21 protein-coding genes are annotated in these 21,197 nt (G+C 69.4%); all 21 read left to right on the plus strand.

Features of this window, described 5'->3' with window-relative positions; genetic code table 11:
* Positions 1 to 162 precede the first annotated feature (162 nt).
* A complete protein-coding gene (locus C5O79_RS23770; RefSeq protein WP_122476001.1) occupies positions 163 to 1,356 on the plus strand; it encodes an acyl-CoA dehydrogenase family protein in 1,194 nt (397 codons plus the stop codon).
* A 10-nt stretch (positions 1,357 to 1,366) separates the two neighbouring features.
* The gene (locus C5O79_RS23775) at positions 1,367 to 3,124 is read left to right on the plus strand and encodes an FAD-dependent oxidoreductase (protein WP_122475999.1); all 1,758 of its coding nucleotides are present in this window, start codon (positions 1,367 to 1,369) and stop codon (positions 3,122 to 3,124) included.
* A complete protein-coding gene (locus tag C5O79_RS23780; protein WP_081421049.1) occupies positions 3,124 to 3,642 on the plus strand; it encodes a flavin reductase family protein in 519 nt (172 codons plus the stop codon). Before C5O79_RS23775 ends, C5O79_RS23780 begins: the two co-directional genes overlap by 1 nt.
* A gap of 15 nt (positions 3,643 to 3,657) precedes the next feature.
* A complete protein-coding gene (locus C5O79_RS23785; protein ID WP_122475996.1) occupies positions 3,658 to 4,725 on the plus strand; it encodes a ferredoxin--NADP reductase in 1,068 nt (355 codons plus the stop codon).
* Between the two features lie 43 nt (positions 4,726 to 4,768).
* The gene (locus C5O79_RS23790; protein ID WP_122475994.1) at positions 4,769 to 6,349 is read left to right on the plus strand and encodes a FadD3 family acyl-CoA ligase; all 1,581 of its coding nucleotides are present in this window, start codon (positions 4,769 to 4,771) and stop codon (positions 6,347 to 6,349) included.
* Between the two features lie 466 nt (positions 6,350 to 6,815).
* Positions 6,816 to 7,052, plus strand: coding sequence for a DNA-binding protein (locus tag C5O79_RS23800; RefSeq protein ID WP_039351245.1), 237 nt, complete (start codon positions 6,816 to 6,818; stop codon positions 7,050 to 7,052).
* Positions 7,039 to 7,455: a type II toxin-antitoxin system VapC family toxin gene (locus C5O79_RS23805; RefSeq protein WP_226148243.1), complete on the plus strand. Its 417-nt coding sequence runs from the start codon at positions 7,039 to 7,041 to the stop codon at positions 7,453 to 7,455. Before C5O79_RS23800 ends, C5O79_RS23805 begins: the two co-directional genes overlap by 14 nt.
* Before the next feature lie 199 nt (positions 7,456 to 7,654).
* Entirely contained in the window at positions 7,655 to 8,551 is an 897-nt protein-coding gene (locus tag C5O79_RS23810; RefSeq protein ID WP_047849875.1) for a VOC family protein, read from the plus strand.
* A gap of 9 nt (positions 8,552 to 8,560) precedes the next feature.
* Entirely contained in the window at positions 8,561 to 9,454 is an 894-nt protein-coding gene (locus C5O79_RS23815) for a CoA-transferase (protein WP_131931804.1), read from the plus strand.
* 10 nt (positions 9,455 to 9,464) lie between these two features.
* Entirely contained in the window at positions 9,465 to 10,262 is a 798-nt protein-coding gene (locus C5O79_RS23820; protein WP_122475991.1) for a ketoacid CoA transferase, read from the plus strand.
* Between the two features lie 8 nt (positions 10,263 to 10,270).
* A complete protein-coding gene (locus C5O79_RS23825) occupies positions 10,271 to 11,203 on the plus strand; it encodes an enoyl-CoA hydratase (protein WP_122475988.1) in 933 nt (310 codons plus the stop codon).
* Complete coding sequence (locus tag C5O79_RS23830; protein ID WP_122475986.1) at positions 11,200 to 12,288, plus strand: nitronate monooxygenase; 1,089 nt, start codon at positions 11,200 to 11,202, stop codon at positions 12,286 to 12,288. The genes C5O79_RS23825 and C5O79_RS23830 overlap by 4 nt, the downstream gene beginning before the upstream one ends.
* A gap of 33 nt (positions 12,289 to 12,321) precedes the next feature.
* Positions 12,322 to 13,131, plus strand: a complete 810-nt coding sequence (locus tag C5O79_RS23835) for an enoyl-CoA hydratase family protein (RefSeq protein ID WP_131931806.1) — start codon at positions 12,322 to 12,324, stop codon at positions 13,129 to 13,131.
* A complete protein-coding gene (locus tag C5O79_RS23840; RefSeq protein WP_122475981.1) occupies positions 13,128 to 14,297 on the plus strand; it encodes an acyl-CoA dehydrogenase family protein in 1,170 nt (389 codons plus the stop codon). The genes C5O79_RS23835 and C5O79_RS23840 overlap by 4 nt, the downstream gene beginning before the upstream one ends.
* A gap of 35 nt (positions 14,298 to 14,332) precedes the next feature.
* Positions 14,333 to 15,400: an acyl-CoA dehydrogenase family protein gene (locus C5O79_RS23845; RefSeq protein ID WP_122475979.1), complete on the plus strand. Its 1,068-nt coding sequence runs from the start codon at positions 14,333 to 14,335 to the stop codon at positions 15,398 to 15,400.
* Positions 15,400 to 16,551 (plus strand): acetyl-CoA C-acetyltransferase, encoded by a 1,152-nt coding sequence (locus C5O79_RS23850; RefSeq protein WP_122475977.1) that lies wholly within the window; start codon positions 15,400 to 15,402, stop codon positions 16,549 to 16,551. The genes C5O79_RS23845 and C5O79_RS23850 overlap by 1 nt, the downstream gene beginning before the upstream one ends.
* Positions 16,552 to 16,585: 34 nt before the next feature.
* Complete coding sequence (locus tag C5O79_RS23855; RefSeq protein WP_122475975.1) at positions 16,586 to 17,464, plus strand: SDR family oxidoreductase; 879 nt, start codon at positions 16,586 to 16,588, stop codon at positions 17,462 to 17,464.
* 2 nt (positions 17,465 to 17,466) lie between these two features.
* Positions 17,467 to 18,705 carry an acyl-CoA dehydrogenase family protein gene (locus C5O79_RS23860; RefSeq protein WP_122475974.1) on the plus strand — a complete coding sequence of 413 codons (1,239 nt, stop codon included), beginning with the start codon at positions 17,467 to 17,469 and terminating at the stop codon, positions 18,703 to 18,705.
* Positions 18,702 to 19,904: an acyl-CoA dehydrogenase family protein gene (locus C5O79_RS23865; protein WP_122475973.1), complete on the plus strand. Its 1,203-nt coding sequence runs from the start codon at positions 18,702 to 18,704 to the stop codon at positions 19,902 to 19,904. The genes C5O79_RS23860 and C5O79_RS23865 overlap by 4 nt, the downstream gene beginning before the upstream one ends.
* A complete protein-coding gene (locus C5O79_RS23870) occupies positions 19,901 to 20,701 on the plus strand; it encodes an SDR family oxidoreductase (protein WP_039350841.1) in 801 nt (266 codons plus the stop codon). The genes C5O79_RS23865 and C5O79_RS23870 overlap by 4 nt, the downstream gene beginning before the upstream one ends.
* Complete coding sequence (locus C5O79_RS23875) at positions 20,701 to 21,186, plus strand: MaoC family dehydratase (RefSeq protein ID WP_122477449.1); 486 nt, start codon at positions 20,701 to 20,703, stop codon at positions 21,184 to 21,186. The genes C5O79_RS23870 and C5O79_RS23875 overlap by 1 nt, the downstream gene beginning before the upstream one ends.
* Positions 21,187 to 21,197: the final 11 nt, after the last annotated feature.

Consider the following 21,197-nt stretch of genomic DNA (forward strand, 5'->3'; position numbering starts at 1 on the left):
AGGCCGCGCCCGTCGTCCCGTCCGGTCGGACGATGCGGCGCGGTCGCGCGAAGCCGACCATCGGTGGTGGCGAGCATCGCCCGCGGCCAGGCCGCGCCGAACAACTTTGAACGAGAGCGGGGCAGGCGCCGCGGCGCGGCCCCCGTTCCACAGGAGACATTCGTGCATCGCGACAACGATTCGAACGCACTGGCCGCCACGCTGATCGCCCGGGCCGAGGCACTGGCGCCGACGCTGGCCGGCCGCGCCGCGCAGGCGGACGCGCAGGGCCGGATCCCGGCCGAGACGATCGCCGACATGCAGGCCGCCGGCTTCTTCAAGGTGCTGCAGCCGAAGCGCTACGGCGGCTACGAGCTCGATCCGCAGGCCTTCTTCGACATCCAGATGGCGCTCGCGCGCGGCTGCATGTCGACCGCGTGGGTGTACGGCGTCGTCGGCGTGCACAACTGGCAGCTCGCGCTGTTCGACGAACGCGCGCAGCAGGACGTATGGGGCAACGATCCGGCGACGCTGATCGCGTCAACCTACATGCCGGTGGGCCGCGTGACGCCGGTCGACGGCGGCTTCCGCCTGTCGGGCCACTGGAAGTTCTCGAGCGGCAGCGAACTGTGCGAGTGGGTGTTCCTCGGCGCGCTGGTGCCGGCAGCCGTTGCCGGCCAGCCGCCCGAATACCGCACCTTCCTGCTGCCGAAATCCGACTACCGGATCCAGCAGGACTGGGACGTGCTCGGCCTGCGCGCGACGGGCAGCCACGACATCGTCGTCGACGACGTGTTCGTGCCCGCGTACCGGACGCACAAGGCGATCGACGGGATGAGGGGCACGAGCCCCGGTCTCGCCGTGAACGATGCGCCGCTGTTCAGGCTGCCGTTCGCGCAGATCTTCGTGCGCGCGGTGTGCACGTCGTGCATCGGCGCGCTGCAGGGCGCACTCGACGATTTCACCGGCTACGCGGCCACGCGCGTGTCGGCCAACAGCGGCGCGAAGACGACCGACGATCCGGGTGCGCAGAGCGCGTGCGCGAACGCGGCCGTCGCGATCGACGAGATGCAGGTGCTGCTCAAGCGCAATTTCGCGGAACTGATGGCGTCCGTCACCGGCGGCCCGGCCGTGTCGATCGAGCGCCGCGTGCATTTCCGCTACCAGTCCGCGCAGGTCGCCGAGCGCTGCGCGCAGGCCGCGAACGCGCTGCTGCGCTACGCGGGCGGCAACGGCATCTATCACCGCAATCCGCTGGTGCGCCGCTTCCTCGACCTGCATGCGGCCCGCGCGCACTACGCGAACAACGTGGACCGTTTCGGGCAGAACCTCGGCGCCGTGATGCTCGGCCGCGAGAACACCGACTTCTTCATCTGACGAGGCCGAGATGAACGACCCGCAAGCACAGCAATACGTGTTCGACGTGGTGGTCGTCGGTTCGGGCGCGGGCGCGCTGCTCGCCGCGTGCCGCGCGGCCGACCGCGGCCTGTCCGTCGTCGTGATCGAGAAGACGGCGCTGTACGGCGGCACGTCGGCCGTGTCGGGCGGTGGCATCTGGGTGCCGTGCAACCACCACATCGCCGAGCTGGGCGCGACCGATTCGCGCGAGGCCGCGCGCGGCTACATCGAAGCGTGCGTGGCAGGCGAATCGACGCCCGAGAAGATCGACACGTATCTCGACCGCGCGCCGGAGATGCTGCGCTACCTGGAATCGAAGACGCCGGTGCGTTACCAGTCGCTGCCGAAGTACGCGGACTATTTCCAGAAGGTGCCGGGCGCGATGCCGGGCTACCGCGCGCTCGATCCGATGCCGTTCGACGGCGCGCTGCTGGGCGACGAATTCGACCGGCTGCGGCCGGCGTCGCCCGGTACGCTGATCGGCGGGCGCGTGGCCGTGACGTCGAAGGAGGCGCATACGCTGTTCTCGCGCGGGCCGGGCTTCATGAAGCTCGCGATCGCGCAGTTCGGCCGCTACTGGCTCGATATCGGGATGCGCCGCCGCACGCGGCGCGACCGGCGCCTGACGCTCGGCAATGCGCTGATCGGCGGGCTGCGCCGCGCGCTGCTCGACCGCAACGTGCCCGTGTGGCTCGACACGCCGATGCGCGACCTGCTCGACGTCGACGGCCGCGTGACCGGCGTGCGCGCGCAGCGCTTCGGGCAGCCGGTGACGATTGCGGCGCGACGCGGCGTGATCCTCGGCGCGGGCGGCTTCGAGCGCAACCAGCCGATGCGCGAGTGCTACCTGCCGCAGCCGACGCAGGCGCAGTGGAGCGCGACGCCGCCGGCCAACACCGGCGACGCGATCGCCGAAGGCCATCGGCTCGGCGGCGCGCTGGCGCTGATGGCGCACGTGTGGGGCGCGCCGACGGTCGGTGTCGCGGGCGAGGAGAAGCAGCGCGCGCTGTTCGTCGAACGCAACCTGCCGGGCTGCGTGATCGTGAACCGCCTCGGCAAGCGCTTCGTCAACGAAGCCGCGCCGTATTCCGAATTCGTGCCGGCGATGTATCGCGACCATGCGCGCACCGGCGCGAGCGTACCCGCGTGGATGGTGTTCGACGCGCGGTTTCGCCGCAAGTATCCGTGCGGGCCGATCATGCCGGCGTCGATGATGCCCAACTCTCGGATTCCGGCCGCGTTCCGCGACGTGATCGTGAAGGCCGACACGATCGACGCGCTGGCTGCGCGCATCGGCGTCGACGCCGCCGGCCTGCACGACACGCTGCGCGACATGGCGCGCTACGCGGCCACCGGGATCGACGAAGCGTTCGGCAAGGGCGACAACCTGTTCGACACGTACTACGGCGATCCGCAGAACAAGCCGAACCCGTGCCTCGGGCCGGTCGACCAGGCGCCGTTCTATGCGGTGCGGATCGACGCGGGCGACATCGGGACGAAGGGGGGCCTCGTCACCGACGTGCACGCCCGCGTGCTGCGCGCCGACGGTGAGCCGATCGACGGCCTCTATGCGATCGGCAACACCAGCGCATCGATGATGGGCGTGAGCTACCCCGGCGCGGGCTCGACGCTTGGCCCGGCGATGACCTTCGGGTATCTCGCGGCCGACCACCTGGCTGCTCGCGCAGCCGACGCCGGCGGCTGGCCCGCCCGGCCATCCACGACTGAACTTGACGGAGTCCAATGATGAGCGATCTCACCCCCCATCCGCTGCGCACCGACATGCTGCTCGCGATGCGCCGCCTCGCGCGCTCCGTCACGGTCATCAGCAGTGCGCACGACGGCCGGCGCTACTCGATGTCCGCGACGGCGGTCGATTCGCTGTCGACCGATCCGCCTTCGCTGCTGATCTGCATCAACCGCAGCGCGTCGCTGTATCCACCGCTCGACGCGGGCGCCGGGTTCTGCGTGAACGTGTTGTCGGCGGCCCACGAAGGCATCGCGATCGATTGCAGCGGCCGCCTGAAGGGCGAGGCGCGCTTCACGACCGGCGACTGGCACACGTCGGCGCTCGGCGTGCCGTACCTGCGTGACGCGCAGGCGAGCCTCGTGTGCGAGCAGGACGGCCGCTTCGAATACGGCACGCATACGGTGTTCATCGGGCGCATCCGCGAGGTGCTGATGAGCGGCGACGTCGATCCGCTCGTCTATCTCGACGGCGCCTACACGACGCCCGGCGCGCCGGTGGCCCGTGCGGCCGCGTGACGTGAGGAGCCGGCCATGAGCGATTCGCGCTTCCATCGGCTGACCGTGGCCGACGTGATTGCCGAAAGCGACGACGCGTGCTCGTTCGTGTTCGACGTGCCGGCCGCTTTGCGCGACGCATTCGCGTACCGGCCCGGCCAGTTCCTGACGCTGAACGTGCCGTGCGCGGATGCGTCCGTCGCGCGCTGTTATTCGCTGTCGAGCGCGCCCGGCATCGATCCCGCGCCGAAGATCACCGTCAAGCGCGTGCGCGACGGCCGCGCGTCGAACTGGCTGTGCGACCGCATTCGCGCGGGCGATGCGCTCGACGTGCTGCCGCCGGCTGGTGTCTTCACGCCGCGCACGCTCGATGGCGACCTGCTGTTGTTCGCGGGCGGCAGCGGCATCACGCCGGTGCTGTCGATCCTGAAATCGGCGCTCGTGCACGGACGCGGGATGCTGACGCTGATCTACGCGAACCGCGACGAGCGCTCGGTGATTTTCCGTGCCGAGCTGCAGCAGCTCGCGCAGCGCCATCCGGGCCGTGTGCGCGTGATCCACTGGCTCGACAGTGTGCAGGGCATCCCGCAGCAGCGCCATCTCGAGGAACTCGCTCGGCCGTTCAGCCAGCAGGAGACGTTCATCTGCGGGCCCGCGCTGTTCATGGAGAACGCGCTGGCCGCGATGCTCGGCCTCGGGCTGCCGCGCTCGCGGGTACATGTCGAGCGTTTTGCATCGCTGCCCGATGCACCGGCGTCGGCGTTGGCACCGGCGTCGGCGGATACGACGGCGTCAGGCGTCGCAGCGGCGGCCTCGGCACCCGGCGACGGCGCGGCGATCGAGACGGTGCTCGACGGCGACGCGTTTGCGTTCGACAGCGCCCCCGGCGAAACGCTGCTCGACGCGATGCTGCGCGCGGGCGTGCCGGCGCCGAATTCCTGCCGGATGGGGCAGTGCGGCGCGTGCATGTGCCGGATCGAGCGTGGCGAAGTCGCGCTCGACAGCAACCACGTGCTCGACGACGACGAGATCGCGGCCGGCTGGACGCTCGCCTGCTGTGCACGGCCCGCGAGCGACGCGCTGCGCGTGGTGTTTCCCGACTGAGCCGTCGCGCCGGCGGCGCGCACGGCTAACCTGATCCAAGACGATGGACAACGAAATCCTGACCACGCCCGCGCTGATCGCCCGGGCAGCCGCGCGCCACGGCGCGCATCCGGCGATCGAGTCGGAGCATGGCCGGCTGACCTATGCGGAACTCGATGCGGCACGCGTCGACGCGGCCCGCGCGTTGCTCGCGAGCGGCATCGAGACAGGCGACCGCGTCGCGGTGTGGGCGCCGAACCTGCCGCAATGGATCGTCGCGGCGCTGGCGATCCACACCGTCGGCGCGATCCTCGTGCCGGTCAATACGCGGATGAAGGGGATGGAGGTGGGCGGCATCCTGCACGACGGCGGCGCACGGTTGCTCTTCTGCTGCGGCACCTTCCTCGGCGAATCCTATCCGGCGATGCTCGCGCCGCACCGGCCCGCGACGCTCGAGCGCGTTGTCGTGTTCGACGGCGAGCCGCCAGCCGGTGCGCGCGACGAGACCTGGGGCGCGTTCCTCGCGCGCGGCGCCGAGGTGCCGCTGGCCGCGGTGCGCGAACGCGAGGCGCAGGTCACGCCCGACACCGTGATGGACCTGATCTTCACGTCCGGCACGACGGGCCGCCCGAAAGGCGTGATGACCGCGCACGGCCAGAACCTGCGCGCCGCGCAGGCGTGGGCGGCGATCGCCGGCGTGCGCGCCGACGACCGCTACCTGATCGTCAATCCGTTCTTCCACACGTTCGGCTACAAGGCCGGCTGGCTCGCCGCGCTGTCGAGCGGCGCGACCGTGCTGCCGCATCTCGTGTTCCAGCCGGCCGACGTGCTGCGGCGCGTCGCCGACGATCGCGTCTCGGTGCTGCCCGGCCCGCCGACGCTGTACTACGCGCTGCTCGACGCACCCGATCGCGCGACGCGCGACCTGTCGTCGCTGCGGATCGCGGTGACGGGCGCGGCGGCGATCGCGCCGAGCCTGATCGAGCGGATGCGCGCGGAACTCGGCTTCGAGACGGTGCTGACCGGCTACGGGCTGACCGAATCGTGCGGCTTCGCGACGCTGTGCCGCCAGGGCGACGATGCGCAAACCGTTGCCCATACGTCGGGGCGCCCGATGCCGGACGTCGAATTGCGCATCGCGGGCCAAGGCGGCGCGCCGCTCGGGCCGGACGAGACCGGCGAGATCTGGGTGCGCGGCTACAACGTGATGCGCGGCTACTTCAACCAGCCGGACGCGACGCGCGAGGCCATCGATGCGGACGGCTGGCTGCATACGGGCGATCTCGGCTGCGTCGATGCGAACGGCAACCTGAAGATCACCGATCGCATCAAGGACATGTTCATCGTCGGCGGCTTCAACTGTTACCCGGCCGAGATCGAGCGGCTGCTCGCCGCGCATCCGGCGATCGCGCAGGTTGCGCTGGTCGGTGTGCCCGATACGCGGCTCGGCGAAGTCGGACACGCGTATGTCGTGCTGCGGCCGGGCGTGCATGCCGATGCCGACGAACTGAACGACTGGGCCCGCCGCAACATGGCGAACTACAAGGTGCCGCGGCATTTCACGTTCGTCGAGCAACTGCCGACGAGCGCGGCCGGCAAGGTGCTGAAGTACCGCCTGCGGGCGGGGACCGAAGCGGCGGCCTGAGCGTGGGCGCCGCCGCGACACACGAACGGGATGAACGCATGAACGACAACGGGTTTGCGCAGGGCGCGGTGCTGGTGTTCGGCGGCAGCGGCGGGATCGGGCAGGGTGTCGCGCTCGAGTTTGCGCGTGCCGGCGTGCCGGTCGCGGTGGGCTATCGGAGCAAGGCCGACGTGGCCGAGCGCGTGGAGGCGGTGAATGCACCCGCGTCGCTGCAGCGTGTGCGTGCGCCTTCACAAGACGGGGTGAATAGCCGATCGGCCGTCTTTTCTACCGTTCCGTTCCGGCTTACCTTGCAGACAGCAATTCGACCCGTCGGGCGAGCGGCGCATGCCGAGAGGATTCATGCGGCCCGTTGCCGTTCGCCGACGCCAATCACCGTCCTCCTTCCGTCAACGGCGATGATAGCAATGATTGCAATTCGCCCTCATGGCGCTATCATTGATATCAAACCCGGATGGAGGATCTCATGGCAAATCTACTGGTGCGTAACGTGGATGACAGTATCGTTCAGAGCCTGCGCGAGCAGGCTGCGGCAAATGGCAGGAGTGCCGAGGCCGAACATCGGGCCATCCTGGCCGATGCGCTCGGCCGGCCGAAGCGAAAGACATTTGCGCAAGTGCTGATGAGCATGCCCGATGTTGGCGACGACGCGGATTTTCAACGTGTTCAGGATTCCGGCGAGGCCAGGCGTGTATTTGATTGACACGAATATCATCAGCGAAATCAGGAAGGGCAAGCGAACCAACCGTGGCGTACGGGCGTTTTTCAGGCAGGCCGCGGCGGACGCAAGCCCGCTTTACCTTTCCGTCGTAACGGTTGCTGAACTTCGCCGCGGCGTCGATCTGATCCGTCATCGCGGCGATCATCCCCAGGCGTCGGCGCTCGAGGCCTGGATGGCGACCATCCTGTCCGGCTATGCGCCGAACATCCTGCCGGTCGACATCGAGATCAGCCAGATGTGGGGGCATTTGCGCGTGCCCGATCCGACCCACGAACTCGACAAGCTGATCGCGGCCACCGCGCTGATCAACGATCTCACTGTGGTCACGCGCAACGTCGCGGATTTCGCCCGCACCGGTGTCCGGCTGCTGAACCCGTTCGACTGATCCGGGTTGCCGCGCTGCGGCAACCCGCACCTGCTCTCCGTCTCCTTCCGCTTGCATAGCCCGTCCCGCCGGGCTTGCGCGCGCACATGGGCCGCGCCAATTCCCCGCCGCCCCTCGTCCCAACAGACGATGTGACACCACCCCCGACCGGCCAGAATCCTTTCACGAACAACGGATTCTGAACCAGGAGGAGGCCGACATGATCGATGTCCGTGCGCTTGGCTATGTCGTCGTCGAGGCGACGCGCGTCGATGCGTGGCGCCGCTACGCGGAGGACGTGCTGGGCATGCAGGCGCTCGACGCGCCCGACGGCGCGCTGTACCTGAAGATGGACGAGCGCGATTTCCGCTACGTGATCGTTCCCGGCTCGACCGACCGCTATTCCGCGTCGGGCTGGGAACTGCCCGACGGCGCCGCGTTCGATGCCGCGCTGGCTGCATTGCAGCGCGCGGGCGTCGAGCCGGTGCGCGCCACTCGCGACGAAGCCGCGCTGCGCCGCGTGCAGGCGATGGCGTGGTGTACCGATCCGTCCGGCAACCGCCACGAGTTGTACTGGGGCGCGCGCTGCGACTTCCGCCGCTTCGTGTCGCCGCTGGGCGTCGCGCGCTTCGTCACCGGCGACATGGGGCTCGGCCACGCGGTGCTGCCCGCGCCGCAGTTCGACGCGACCGACGCATTCGTGCGCGATGTGCTCGGCTTCGAGCTGTCCGACATCTATCGCGTGAAGTTCACGCCCGATCCGGCCGAACCCGAGAAACGCATCCACTTCATGCACTGCCGCAACGCGCGCCATCACAGCCTCGCGCTGTTCGAGATGACCGTGCCGTCGGGCTGCGTGCACGTGATGGCCGAAGTCGACTCGATGGACGAAGTGGGCCGCGCGCTCGATCGCGTGGCCGCGCACGACGTGAAGATGTCCGCGACGCTCGGCCGCCACTGCAACGACCAGATGATCTCTTTCTACATGAAGACCCCCGGCGGCTTCGATCTCGAATACGGCTTCGGCGGCCTCACGGTCGACTGGTCGAAGCACGCGGTGTTCGAGGCCACGAAGGTGAGCCAGTGGGGCCACGATTTCAGCATCGGATACCGGTAAGCCAGCACGATGACGATGAAACCTCTCGACAAGACGATGTCCGCGCGCGACGTGGTCGCGCAACTCGCCGACGGCATGACGATCGGCATCGGCGGATGGGGGCCGCGGCGCAAGCCGATGGCGCTGGTGCGCGAGATCGCGCGCTCGAACCTGAAGGACCTGACGATCGTCGCGTACGGCGGCGCCGATGTCGGCCTGCTGTGCGCCGCGAACAAGGTGCGCAAGGTGGTGTTCGGCTTCGTGTCGCTCGACGTGATTCCGCTCGAACCGCATTTCCGCCGCGCTCGCGAGCAGGGCCGCGTCGACGTGCTCGAACTCGACGAAGGGATGCTGCAGCTCGGCCTGCGCGCGGCCGCCGCGCGCCTGCCGTTCCTGCCGACCCGCGCCGGGCTCGGCACCGCGCTGCTCGATCACGCGCCGCAACTGCGCACCGTGCAATCGCCGTACGACGACGGCGAAACGCTGCTCGCGATGCCTGCGATCGAACTCGACGTCGCGCTGCTGCACGTGAACGTGGCCGACCGGATGGGCAACACGCGCATCGACGGCCCGGATCCGTTCTTCGATGCGTGGATGGCGCGTGCCGCGCAGCGTTGCTACGTGTCGGCGGAAACGGTCGATGCGTCGCTCGCGAGCGAAGATCTCGACGCCGCCAAACGCAATCCGTTCGAGCGCACGCTCGTCACCGGCGTCGTGCATGCGCCGGGCGGCGCGCACCCGACGTCGTGCGGGCCGGCCTACGGCTGGGACCTGCCGCACCTGCGCGCGTACTGCGCGAGTGCGGAAGACGATGCGAAAACGACGGCGTACCTGCGCGACGTGGTCGGCCAGGACGAACGCCGGTACCTCGAAGGCGTCGGCGGCCTGTCGCACGTGACGACGCTGCCGTTGCCGATTCTGTAAAGGAGCGCCTGTGAGCGAATCTCTCGACCATTCCCTCGCGGAACTGATGATCGTCGCGTCCGCGCGGCTCTGGCGCGACGACGGCGAAGTGCTGGCGACCGGCATCGGCACGGGCCCGCGGCTCGCGGCCGGCCTCGCGCGGCTCGCATACAACAACGGGCTGATGCTGACCGACGGCGAAGCGTATCTCGTCGAGGAGCCGGTGCCGCTCGGGCCCCGCCCCGACGGCTATCGCGTGAAGGTGAGCGGCTGGATGACCTACGAGCGCGTGTTCGACTGCCTGTGGCACGGCCGCCGCCATGCGCTCGTGATGCCGACGCAGATCGACCGCTTCGGCCAGGCCAACATCTCGTGGCTCGGCGACGACTACGCGCGCCCGAAAACCCAGCTGCTCGGCGCGCGCGGCTTCCCCGGCAACACGACGAACCACGCGAACTCGTTCTTCGTCAGCGGCCACGGCAAGCGCACGTTCGTCGAACGCGAAGTCGACATGGTGTGCACGGTCGGCTACAACCCGGCGCGCCGGCTGCCCGGGATGAAGACCTTCGTCGACCTGCGCAGCATCGTCACCGACCTGTGCGTGATGGATTTCGGCGGGCCGGACCATGCGATTCGCGTGCGTTCGCTGCATCCGGGCGTGAGCTTCGACGAGGTGCAGGACGCGACGGGCTTCCCGCTGGTTGCCGCACCCGACCTCGGCACGACGGCCCCGCCGAACGCGGACGACCTGCGCATCGTCCGTGCGCTCGATCCGCACAACCTGCGCGCGACGATCGTGCGCAACAATCCGGCGCCGCGCCGGGGATGAGGTCCGACATGGAAGCGACCCAGGTGACCTTTGGCGACGGTGTCGTCGATTACGCGGTCGAGAACGGCATCGCGACGATCACGATGAACCGCCCCGAGTATCACAACGCGCAGAACTCGAAGATGACGTATGCGCTCGACGCGGCGTTCCGGCGCGCGGCGCACGACGACGCGGTGAAGGCGATCGTGCTCGCGGGCGCGGGCAAGCATTTCTCGGCGGGCCACGACATCGGCACGCCGGGCCGCGACATCCACGAGTCGTTCGACCGCGCGTCGCTCTGGTACGACCACGTCGACAAGGAAGGCGGCGAATTCCTCTATGCACGCGAGCAGGAGGTGTACCTCGGAATGTGCCGGCGCTGGCGCGACCTGCCGAAGCCGACGATCGCGATGGTGCAGGGTGCGTGCATCGCGGGCGGCCTGATGCTCGCGTGGGTGTGCGACCTGATCGTCGCGTCCGAGGATGCGTTCTTCGCCGATCCGGTCGTGCGGATGGGGATTCCGGGCGTCGAGTATTTCGCGCATGCGTACGAGCTGAACCCGCGCATCGCGAAGGAATTCCTGTTCCTCGGCGAGCGGATGCCGGCCGAGCGTGCGTACCAGATGGGGATGGTCAACCGCGTGGTGCCGCGCGAGCGGCTGCACGACGCAACCTACGCGGTCGCCGCGAAGATCGCGACGATGCCGCGCCTCGGGCTCACGCTGACCAAGCAGGCGCTGAACCACGTCGAGGAACTGCAGGGCAAGCGCGCAGCGATGGATGCGGCGTTTGCATGGCATCACTTCGCGCATGCGCACAACGAACTGGTGAGCGGCGACCGCCTCGGCGGCTACGACGCACGCAGCATGGCCAGCTCGCAGCGCCAGCCGAACGGCGCGGACCGCAGCGACGCGCAGGCGCAGGCACCGGCACCGGTTGCCGTCAACGGAGCCGCCGCATGAGCACGACGCTTCACACGCCTTTGTGCGACCTGCTCGGCTGTCGCTACCCGATCGTGCAGACCGCGATGGGCTGGGTGGCCGATGCACGGCTCGTCGCGGCCACCGGCAACGCGGGCGGCTTCGGCTTCCTGGCCGGCGCAACGCTCGAGCCCGGACAGGTCGAGGCCGAGATCCTGAAAGTGAAGTCGCTGACGGACCAGCCGTTCGGCATCAACTTCCACATGTTCCAGAAGAACGCGCAGCAGGTGGTCGAGCTCGCGATCAAGCACAAGCTGCGCGCGGTGAGCTACGGCCGCGGGCCCGATGCGAAGACGATCCGCCGCTTCAAGGATGCCGGCATCGTCTGCATGCCGACCGTCGGCGCGCCGAAGCATGCGGCGAAAGCGGTCGAACTCGGCGCGGACATCGTCACCGTGCAGGGCGCGGAAGGCGGCGGCCACACGGGCTCGGTGCCGACCACGCTGCTGTTGCCGAAGGTGCTCGACGCGGTGCGCGTGCCGGTGGTTGCGGCCGGCGGCTTTTTCGACGGTCGCGGGCTGGCCGCCGCGCTCGCGTACGGCGCGGCCGGCATCGCGATGGGCACGCGCTTCCTGATGAGCGCCGAATCGCCGGTGCCGCGCGAGACGCTCGAGCGCTACGTCGCGGTGGGCGACCCGGCGCGCATTCGCGTATCGGACGCGCTCGACGGGCTGCCGCAACGAATGATCGACAACCCGTACCTGCTGAAGCTCGAGCGCTTCGGCCCGCTGCGCCGCACGTGGTTCGCACTGAAGACCGCCGAAGCGTGGCGCCGCCAGAACGGCTTGAGCACGGCTGACATGCTCGGCCTCGCGATCAAGGCGCTGCGCTCGCACGACTACACGGCGAGCCAGACGCTGATGGCCGCGAACGCGCCGTTCCTGATCCAGCGCGCGATCGTCGAGGGCCGCCCGGATGAAGGCGTGCTGCCGAGCGGCCAGGCGGCCGCGATGATCGGCGCGATCGAATCGTGCGACGCATTGATCGCGCGGATCGTGGCGGAAGCCGGCGAGCGGCTCGACGCACTGGCCGCATTGCGCGGCGCGGCGGCGACCCAGGCGGCTTGACGGCTTGAAAGACATCACAGGGAGGCAGTGCAGATGACAACATCCAACCAACCGGCCGGCGCGACGCCGTTCCGGATCGATCGCGCCGACGGCATCGCCGAACTGGTGATCGCCCATCCACCCGTAAACGCACTCGACGCGCAGGGCTGGCACGCGCTCTCGCGTGCGCTCGACGCGCTCGGCGGGGACGACGACGTACGCGTGATCGTCGTGCGCGGCGAAGGGCGCGGCTTCTGCGCGGGCGTCGACATCAAGGAACTGGCCGCGCATCCGGAGCGGATCGTCGCGGTCAACGCGGGCAACTACGAGACGTTCCGTGCGGTGCACCGCAACCCGAAGCCGGTGATCGCAGCCGTGCACGGGTTCGTGCTCGGCGGCGGGATCGGCATCTGCGGCGCGGCTGATATCGTCGTCGCAGCCGACTGCGCGCGTTTCGGCGTGCCCGAGATCGACCGCGGCGCGATGGGCGGTGGCGCGCATCTGCAGCGGTTGTTCGGCGTGCAGAAGGTGCGCGCGATGTACTTCACCGGCGACATGATCGACGCGGCCGAAGCGTACCGCCTCGGCGCGGTCGAGCAGGTCGTGACGCGCGGCACGCTGCGCGACGCGGCGCTCGCGATCGCCCGCAAGATCGCGGAGAAGAGCCCGGCGATGGTGCGGCTCGCGAAGGAAGCGCTGAACGGCGTCGAAGACGGCGATCTCGAGAGCAAGTACCGCTGGGAGCAGGGCTTCACGCTGCAGGCGTACATGACGAACGACTCGACGGAAGCGCGCGCCGCGTTCGTCGAGAAGCGCGATGCGCGTTTCGGCTCGCAGGCGAGCGTCGAGGAGGCCCGCGCATGAACCTGACCTATACGCCGCAGCAACAGGCGTTTCGCGCGGAGATCCGCGCATGGCTCGCCGCGCACGTGCCGCGTGAGCGGCTGCCGAGCTTCGACACCGAGGAAGGCTTCGCCGCGCACCGCGAATGGGAGCGCACGCTGCATTCGGGCCGCTGGAGCATGGTCACGTGGCCGCGCGAGCTCGGAGGGCGCGGCTGCGACCTGATCGAGTGGCTGATCTTCGAAGAGGAATACTGGCGTGCCGACGCGCCGATGCGCGTGAACCAGAACGGCATCTTCCTGCTCGGCCCGACGCTGATGGATTTCGGCACGACGGAGCAGAAGGCGCGTTTCCTGCCCGCGATGGCGGCCGGCGAGCACGTGTGGGCGCAGGGCTGGTCGGAGCCGAACGCGGGCTCGGACATGGCCGCGATCCGCACGACGGCCGCCCGCATCGGCGACGAATACGTGCTGAACGGCCAGAAGATCTGGTCGACGCGCGCGGTATGGGCCGACTGGCTGTTCGGCCTCTTTCGCAGCGATCCCGAATCGTCGCGCCACCACGGGCTCACGTTCCTGATGGTGCCGCTGTCCGCGCCGGGCATCACGGTGCGGCCGATCCGCCAACTGAACGGGCAGACGGGTTTCGCGGAAATCTTCTTCGACGACGTGCGCGTGCGGGTCGAGAACCGGCTCGCGGCCGAAGGCGCGGGCTGGCAGGTCGCGATGGCGACGGCCGGCTTCGAGCGGGGGTTGATGCTGCGTTCGCCGGCGCGGTTCCAGCGCACCGCGCAGGCGCTGCGCGACCTGTATCTCGCCCACCGTGACAGCGCCGACCGCGATCCGACGCTGCGCGAGCGCGTGGTGCAGGCGTGGATGGATGCGCAGGCCTACGCGCTGTCGACCTACGCGACCGCGAGCCGGCTGCTGAAGGGTGGCCATATCGGCGCGGAGTCGAGCACCAACAAGGTGTTCTGGTCTGAACTCGATTTGCGCATGCACCAGACCGCGCTCGACATCCTCGGCGCGCACGGCGAGGTCGTCCCGCAGACAGCCGCGCAGCACGCGACGCTCGGCCACTGGCTCGACGGCTTCCTGTTTGCGCAGGCCGGCACGATCTACGCGGGCACCAACGAGATCCAGCGCAACATCGTCGCCGAACGGATGCTCGGCATGCCGCGCGCGTAAGCGCGCCGGCGCCACCTTTACAGAACGGACATCGTATGGATTTCGTATTCGATGAAGACCAGGAAGCGCTCGCGGACAGCGTGAAGCGCCTGCTGATGACCGAGATGACCCCCGAGCTGATCCGCGAGCTGTGGGCCACGCCGACCGGGCGTTCGGACGACCTGTGGGCGCTGTTCGCGTCGCAGGGGCTGACGGCCGTGTCGGTGCCCGAAGCGCACGGCGGCCTCGGCCTGACCGAAGCGGAATGGGCGCTGCTCGCGCACGCTTACGGCTATTTCGGCAGCCCCGAGCCGTTGCTCGACACGGCGCTCGTGTCGGCCGGCGTGCTGGCGCGGCTGCCGGCGAGCGACTGGCGCGACGCGCTGCTGCGCGACATCGCCGAAGGGCGCGCGCGCGTCGCGCTCGTGCATCCGGTGAACCCGTATGCGGCCGACGTGCACGTCGCGCAGACGCTGCTGTGCGAGCACCGCGGCGAACTGCACCGCGTCGATCCCGCGCAGTGCGCCTGGCGTGCGGTCGACAGCGTCGACCCGTCGCGGCGGCTGTTCACGCTCGACTGGGAGCCGTCGCCGGCCACGCGCATCGCGGGCGCCGACGCGGCCGCGCCGCTGCTGAATCGCGCGCTCGACCACGGCGCGTTCGCGGTCGCCGCGCAACTGCTCGGCCTCACGCAGCGCGTGCTCGACGTCGCGATCGACTACAGCGCGCAGCGCAAGCAGTTCGGCAAGGCGATCGGTTCGTACCAGGCGCTCAAGCACCTGCTCGCGGACGTCGCGATCCGCTACGAGTTCGCACGACCGGTGGTGGCACGCGCCGCACAGGCGATCGCCGACGACCATCCGCAGCGCGCGGTGTTCGTGTCGCACGCGAAGCTCGCGGCGATGTCGGCGGCGCAGCTTGCCGCGCGCCACTCGATGCAGGTGCACGGCGCGATCGGCTACACGTGGGAGCTCGACCTGCAGATCTTCATGAAACGCATCTGGGCGCTCTCCGGCAGCTGGGGCGACAGCGCGTTCCACAAGGCCCGCGTGGCCGACGCGATCCTCGGCGATGCGTTGCCGATCGGCCCCGCGCAGACCTTCGACTTCGAGGAAACGAACTGATGAAACAAGCCTATATCGTCGACGCGCTGCGCACGCCGACCGGCCGCCGCAAGGGCGGGCTCGCGCACGTGCATGCGGCCGACCTCGGCGGCTTCGTGCTGAAGACGCTGGTCGAGCGCAACGCGATTCCCGCCGATGAATACGACGACGTGGTGTTCGGCTGCGTCGACACGATCGGCCCGCTCGCGGGCAACATCGCGCGCACCTGCTGGCTCGCGGCCGGGCTGCCGCTGCAGGTGCCGGGCGTGACGGTCGATCGTCAGTGCGGCTCGTCGCAGCAGGCCGTGCACTTTGCCGCGCAGGCGGTGATGAGCGGCGTGCAGGACGTGGTGGTGGCCGGTGGCGTGCAGACGATGACGCAGATCCCGATCTCGTCCGCGATGACCTGCGCGGCGCCGCTCGGCTTCGACGACCCGTTCTCGGGCAGCACCGGCTGGCGCGCGCGCTTCGGCGATGCGCCGGTATCGCAGTTCGTCGCCGCGCAGCGGATCGCCGATCACTGGAACCTGTCGCGCGACGCGATGGAGCGCTATGCGCTCGAAAGCCATCGTCGCGCGGTGGCGGCGATCGAGGCCGGGCATTTCAAGCGGGAAATCGTGCCGCTCGAAGGCGTTCTGCATGACGAAACGCCACGCCCCGACACGTCGCTGGAGAAGATGGCGACGCTCGAACCACTGACGCCGGGCGGCTCGCTGACGGCCGCCGTCGCGAGCCAGACCTGCGACGCGGCCGCCGCGCTGCTGATCGTGTCGGAGGATGCCTTGAAGCGCTACGGCCTCACGCCGCGCGCACGCATTCATCACCTGAGCGTGCTCGGCGACGATCCGCTGTGGATGCTCACCGCGCCGATTCCGGCGACGAAGGCCGCGCTGAAGAAGAGCGGCCTCGACTGGTCGCAGATCGACGTCGTCGAGATGAACGAGGCATTCGCATCGGTCGCGCAGGCATGGCTCGCCGATACGCGTTTCCCGCACGAAAAAACCAACCCGAACGGCGGCGGCATCGCGCTCGGCCATCCGCTCGGCGCGACCGGCGCACGGCTGATGACGACGCTGCTGCACGAACTGGAGCGCACGGGCGGCCGCTACGGGCTGCAGACGATGTGCGAAGGCGGCGGCCTCGCGAACGTCACGATCATCGAGCGCCTGTGAGCGCGCCATCTTTCACGATCCACGAGGCATGAGCATGGGAATCTGTAACGGACGCACCGTCATCATCACCGGCGCGGGCGGCGGGCTCGGGCGCGAATACGCGCTGGCGTTCGCGGCCGACGGCGCGTCGGTCGTCGTCAACGACATCCGGCACGACGCCGCGCAGGCGGTCGTCGACGAGATCGCGCAGCGCGGCGGTCGCGCGCTTGCCAATGCGGACGACATCACGCGCATCGACACCGCGCAGCGTATCGTCGACGCGGCACGCGAAGCATTCGGCGACGTACACGTGCTCGTCAACAACGCGGGCATCTGCCGCGACAAGATGTTCACGAGCATGACGGAAACCGATTGGGACGACGTGATGCGCGTGCACCTGCGCGGCCACTTCTGCCTGTCGAGCGTGCTGGCGCGTGTATGGCGCGACGCGGCGAAAGCCGGCCATGCGGTCGACGCGCGAATCGTCAACACGAGTTCGGGCGCCGGGCTGCAAGGCTCTATCGGCCAGTCGAACTACGGCGCGGCGAAGGCGGGGATCGCCGCGCTCACGCTGATGCAGGCGGCCGAGCTGCAGCGCTACGGCGTGCGCGTGAACGCGCTCGCGCCGGCCGCGCGCACGTCGATGACCGAAGGCGTGTTCGCCGACATGATGAAGAAGCCCGAGGACGGCGGCTTCGACTACTTCGATCCGGCCAACGTCGCGCCGCTGGTCGTGTGGCTCGGCAGCGCGCTGTCGGCCGACGTGACGGGCCAGGTGTTCGAGGTCGCGGGCGGGATGATTGCGGTCGCGGAAGGCTGGCGCACCGGCCCGAGCATCGATCGCGGCGCGCGCTGGGCGGCGGCCGAGGTGGGCCCGGCGGTCGCGCAGCTGCTCGCCGGTGCGCGGCCCGCGCAGCGCGTGTACGGGAGCTGACGATGGATCTTGCGCTCACCGACGAACAGGCGATGATCCGCGACGCAGCGGCCGACGTGCTCGCCGAACGCAGCGCGTCCGCCGACGTGCGCCGCGCGCTCGAGCACTCGGCCGGCCGCGACGATGCGCTGTGGGCCGCGCTGGCAGGCGAGCTCGGCTGGAATGCGCTTGCGCTGCCCGAGGCGTCCGGCGGGCTGGGGCTCGGTGCGGTCGAGCAGACGGTGCTGATGGAACAGCTCGGCCGACGCATCGCGTGCGTGCCGTATTTTTCGACGGCGTGCCTCGCGGCGACCGCGCTCGCGGGCTTCGCCGATACGCCGCCGGCAAACGGCTGGCTCGCGAAGATTGCCGAAGGTGCGTGCAGCGCGACGCTGGCGCTGCCGTTCGACCTGCCGGCCGGTGCGCGGCAACTGCCGGTCGTCGCGGAAGAAGCGGCTGGCGGTCATGCGCTGTCCGGCACGGTCGAACAGGTGATCGACGGCGCGCATGTCGACCTGCTGCTGGTGCCCGCGCGGATCGCGAATGAAGGGCAGTCGATCGGCTTGTTCGCGATCGATGTCGCGACGGCGTCGGGGCTCGAAGTCACGCCGCTGGACACGCTCGACGCCACGCGGCCGATCGCGCGGATCGTGCTCGACGAAGTCCGCGTGAACCGCGACGGGCTGTTCGCGTGCGGCAACGCGGCAGCACAGGTGCTGGAACGCACCGCCTGGTTCGCAGCACTCGCACTCGCCGCCGAACAACTCGGCGGCGCCCGGCAATGCCTCGACCTGACGCTCGACTACACGAGCCAGCGCGTGCAGTTCGGCCGTGCGATCGCGTCGTTCCAGGCGGTCAAGCACCGTTGCGCACAGATGATGGTGTTGATCGAATCGGCGCGCTCGGCCGTGCTCGGGGCCGCACACGCGTGGGACGCGGAAGCCGGCGGCGTGGCACCGAGCGACGCATTGCGCGCCGACATCGCCGCCGCGAAATCCGCCGCGAACGACGCGTATGCGTTCGGCGCACAGGAAGCGATCCAGCTGCACGGCGGCGTCGGCTTTACGTGGGAATACGACCCGCATCTCTATTTCAAGCGCGCACAGGCGTCGGGTGCGCAGTTCGGCAGCACGCCGCAACTGCTCGAATGGATCGCGTCTCATGCGATCGACGGCGGCGCATCGGCTCGCGTCGAAGCATTCGCATCACCCGCCGCGGCGGCATCTCGTCCATCGGCCGCACGCGCAGGAGCCCTGCAATGAACAGCGAAACGCGCGAACAGCAATTGCGGCACGAAGTGGCCGACTGGGTGCAGTCGCACCTGACCGGCGATTTCGCGTGCCTGAAATACCGCGGCGGCCCCGGCGACGAGGAAGCGTGGCCCGAGCTGCGCAAGGCGTGGGAGCAGGAACTGGCGAGGGGCGGCTGGACCGGGCTCGGCTGGCCGACGGACGCCGGCGGGCGCGGCTTCTCGGTTGCCGAACAGGTGATCTTCCACGAGGAATATGCACGCGCAGGCGGCCCCGGGCGGATGGGCCACATCGGCGAAGGGCTGCTCGGACCGACGCTCGTCGCATGCGGCACCGACGACCAGCGCACGCGTTTCTTGCCCGGCATCCTCGCCGGCACGCAGTTCTGGTGCCAGGGCTATTCGGAACCGGGCGCGGGTTCGGACCTGGCCAACGTGCGCACGCGTGCCGAACAGGATGCGGACGGCACGTGGCGCGTGGCCGGCCAGAAGGTGTGGACGTCGCTCGCACACGATTCCGACTGGATCTTCGTGCTCGCGCGTACCGACCCGGCGTCGAAGGGCAGCAAGGGGTTGTCGTTCCTGCTGATGCCGCTCGACCAGCCGGGCATCGAGATCCGGCCGATCAAACAGCTCAACGGCGGCGCCGAATTCAACGAAGTGTTCTTCGACGGCGCGCGAGCGCAAGCCCGCGACCTCGTCGGCGCGCCCGGCGACGGCTGGCGGATCGCGATGACGCTGCTCGGCTTCGAGCGCGGGATGTCGACGCTCGGCCAGCAGATGCAGTTCGTCCGCGAGCTCGAATGGGTGATCGACGCCGCGCGCGAGTCGGGCGCCGACCGCGATCCGATGCTGCGCCAGCGGATCGGCCGCGCGTGGGCCGGGCTTCGTGTGATGCGCTACAACGCGCTGCGGATGCTGTCCGGCGCGGACGACACCGATGCCGGCGCCGGCACGACGCTGCGCCGCGAGGCGCTGATCTACAAGTATTTCTGGTCGAACTGGCACCGCGACCTCGGCCAGCTCGCGATGGATGCACTCGGCCCGCGTGCGAACGTGATCGATCCGGCCGACGAAAAACTCACCCATCTGCAGCGCGTATTCCTGTTTTCCCGCGCGGACACGATCTACGCGGGCACCAACGAAATCCAGCTCAACATCATGGCCGAGCGCGGGCTCGGCATGCCGAGAGAACCGCGAGGTAACGCATGACCGAACCCCAGATCCAGAAAGCGCCGGCCTACGTGCCGGGCCACCAGTTGCTCGCCGGCAAATCGGTGCTGATCACGGCCGCCGCCGGTGCCGGCATCGGCTTCGCGGCCGCGCGCCGCTGCGCGGAAGAAGGCTGCCGCGCGCTGTTCATCTCCGACATCCACGAAAAGCGCCTCGAGCAGGCGGTCGAGACGCTGCGTGCCGAAACGGGGCTGCAACAGGTCTACGGCCGCCTGTGCAACGTCGCGGTCGAGGCCGACGTGCAGGCGCTGGTCGCGCAAGCGCAGGACCAGCTCGACGGCGTCGACGTGCTGATCAACAACGCCGGGCTCGGCGGCTCGACACGCATCGTCGATATGGACGATGCCGAATGGTCGCGCGTGATCGACATTAGCCTGACCGGAACGTTCCGGATGACGCGCGCGATGCTGCCGCACATGCAGGCCCGAGGCCGCGGCGCGATCGTCAACAACGCATCGGTGCTCGGCTGGCGCGCACAGGCGGAACAGGCGCATTACGCGGCCGCGAAGGCGGGCGTGATGGCGCTCACGCGCTGCGCGGCGCTCGAGGCGTCGCCGTACGGCGTGCGCATCAACGCGGTCGCGCCGAGCATCGCGATGCACGATTTTCTGAAGAAGTCGGCTCCAGCCGACTTGCTGAATCAACTGGCGTCGCGCGAAGCCTTCGGGCGCGCCGCCGAAGTCTGGGAGGTCGCGAACGTGATGGTGTTCCTTGCAAGCGATTACGCGTCGTACATGACCGGCGAAGTGCTGTCGGTTAGCAGCCAGCACGCATGATGAGCACGACCCTCGACGCCGTGAGCGCGATGCCCCGCGTGTTCGCGCATCCCGGCGAACTGGCCGAGGCCGTCGGCGACGCGCTCGGCGCGAGCGCGTGGCTCGCGATCGACCAGATCCGCATCGACGGCTTCGCCGACGCGACGGGCGACCACCAGTGGGTGCACGTCGACCCGGTGCGCGCGAAGGACGGCCCGTTCGGCGCGTGTATCGCGCATGGGTACCTGACTTTGTCGCTCGTCAATTATTTCCTGCCGCAGATCGTGCGGATCGACGGCGCGCGGCTCGGCGTCAACTACGGCTGCGACAGGATCCGTTTCCCCGCGCCGGTGAAGGTCGGTGCGCGCGTGCGCGGTGTCGGCGAGCTGCTGCGCGTCGAGCCGCTCGAGGGCGGCGTGCAGGCATGGATTCGCGTGACCGTCGAGATCGAGGGCGAAGCGAAGCCCGGCTGTGTGGCCGACACGATCAGCCGCTATTACTTCTAGATTCAGAGAGC

It is taken from the genome of Burkholderia sp. SRS-25 (genome assembly GCF_004343765.1).
Taxonomy (GTDB): Bacteria; Pseudomonadota; Gammaproteobacteria; order Burkholderiales; family Burkholderiaceae; genus Burkholderia; species Burkholderia contaminans.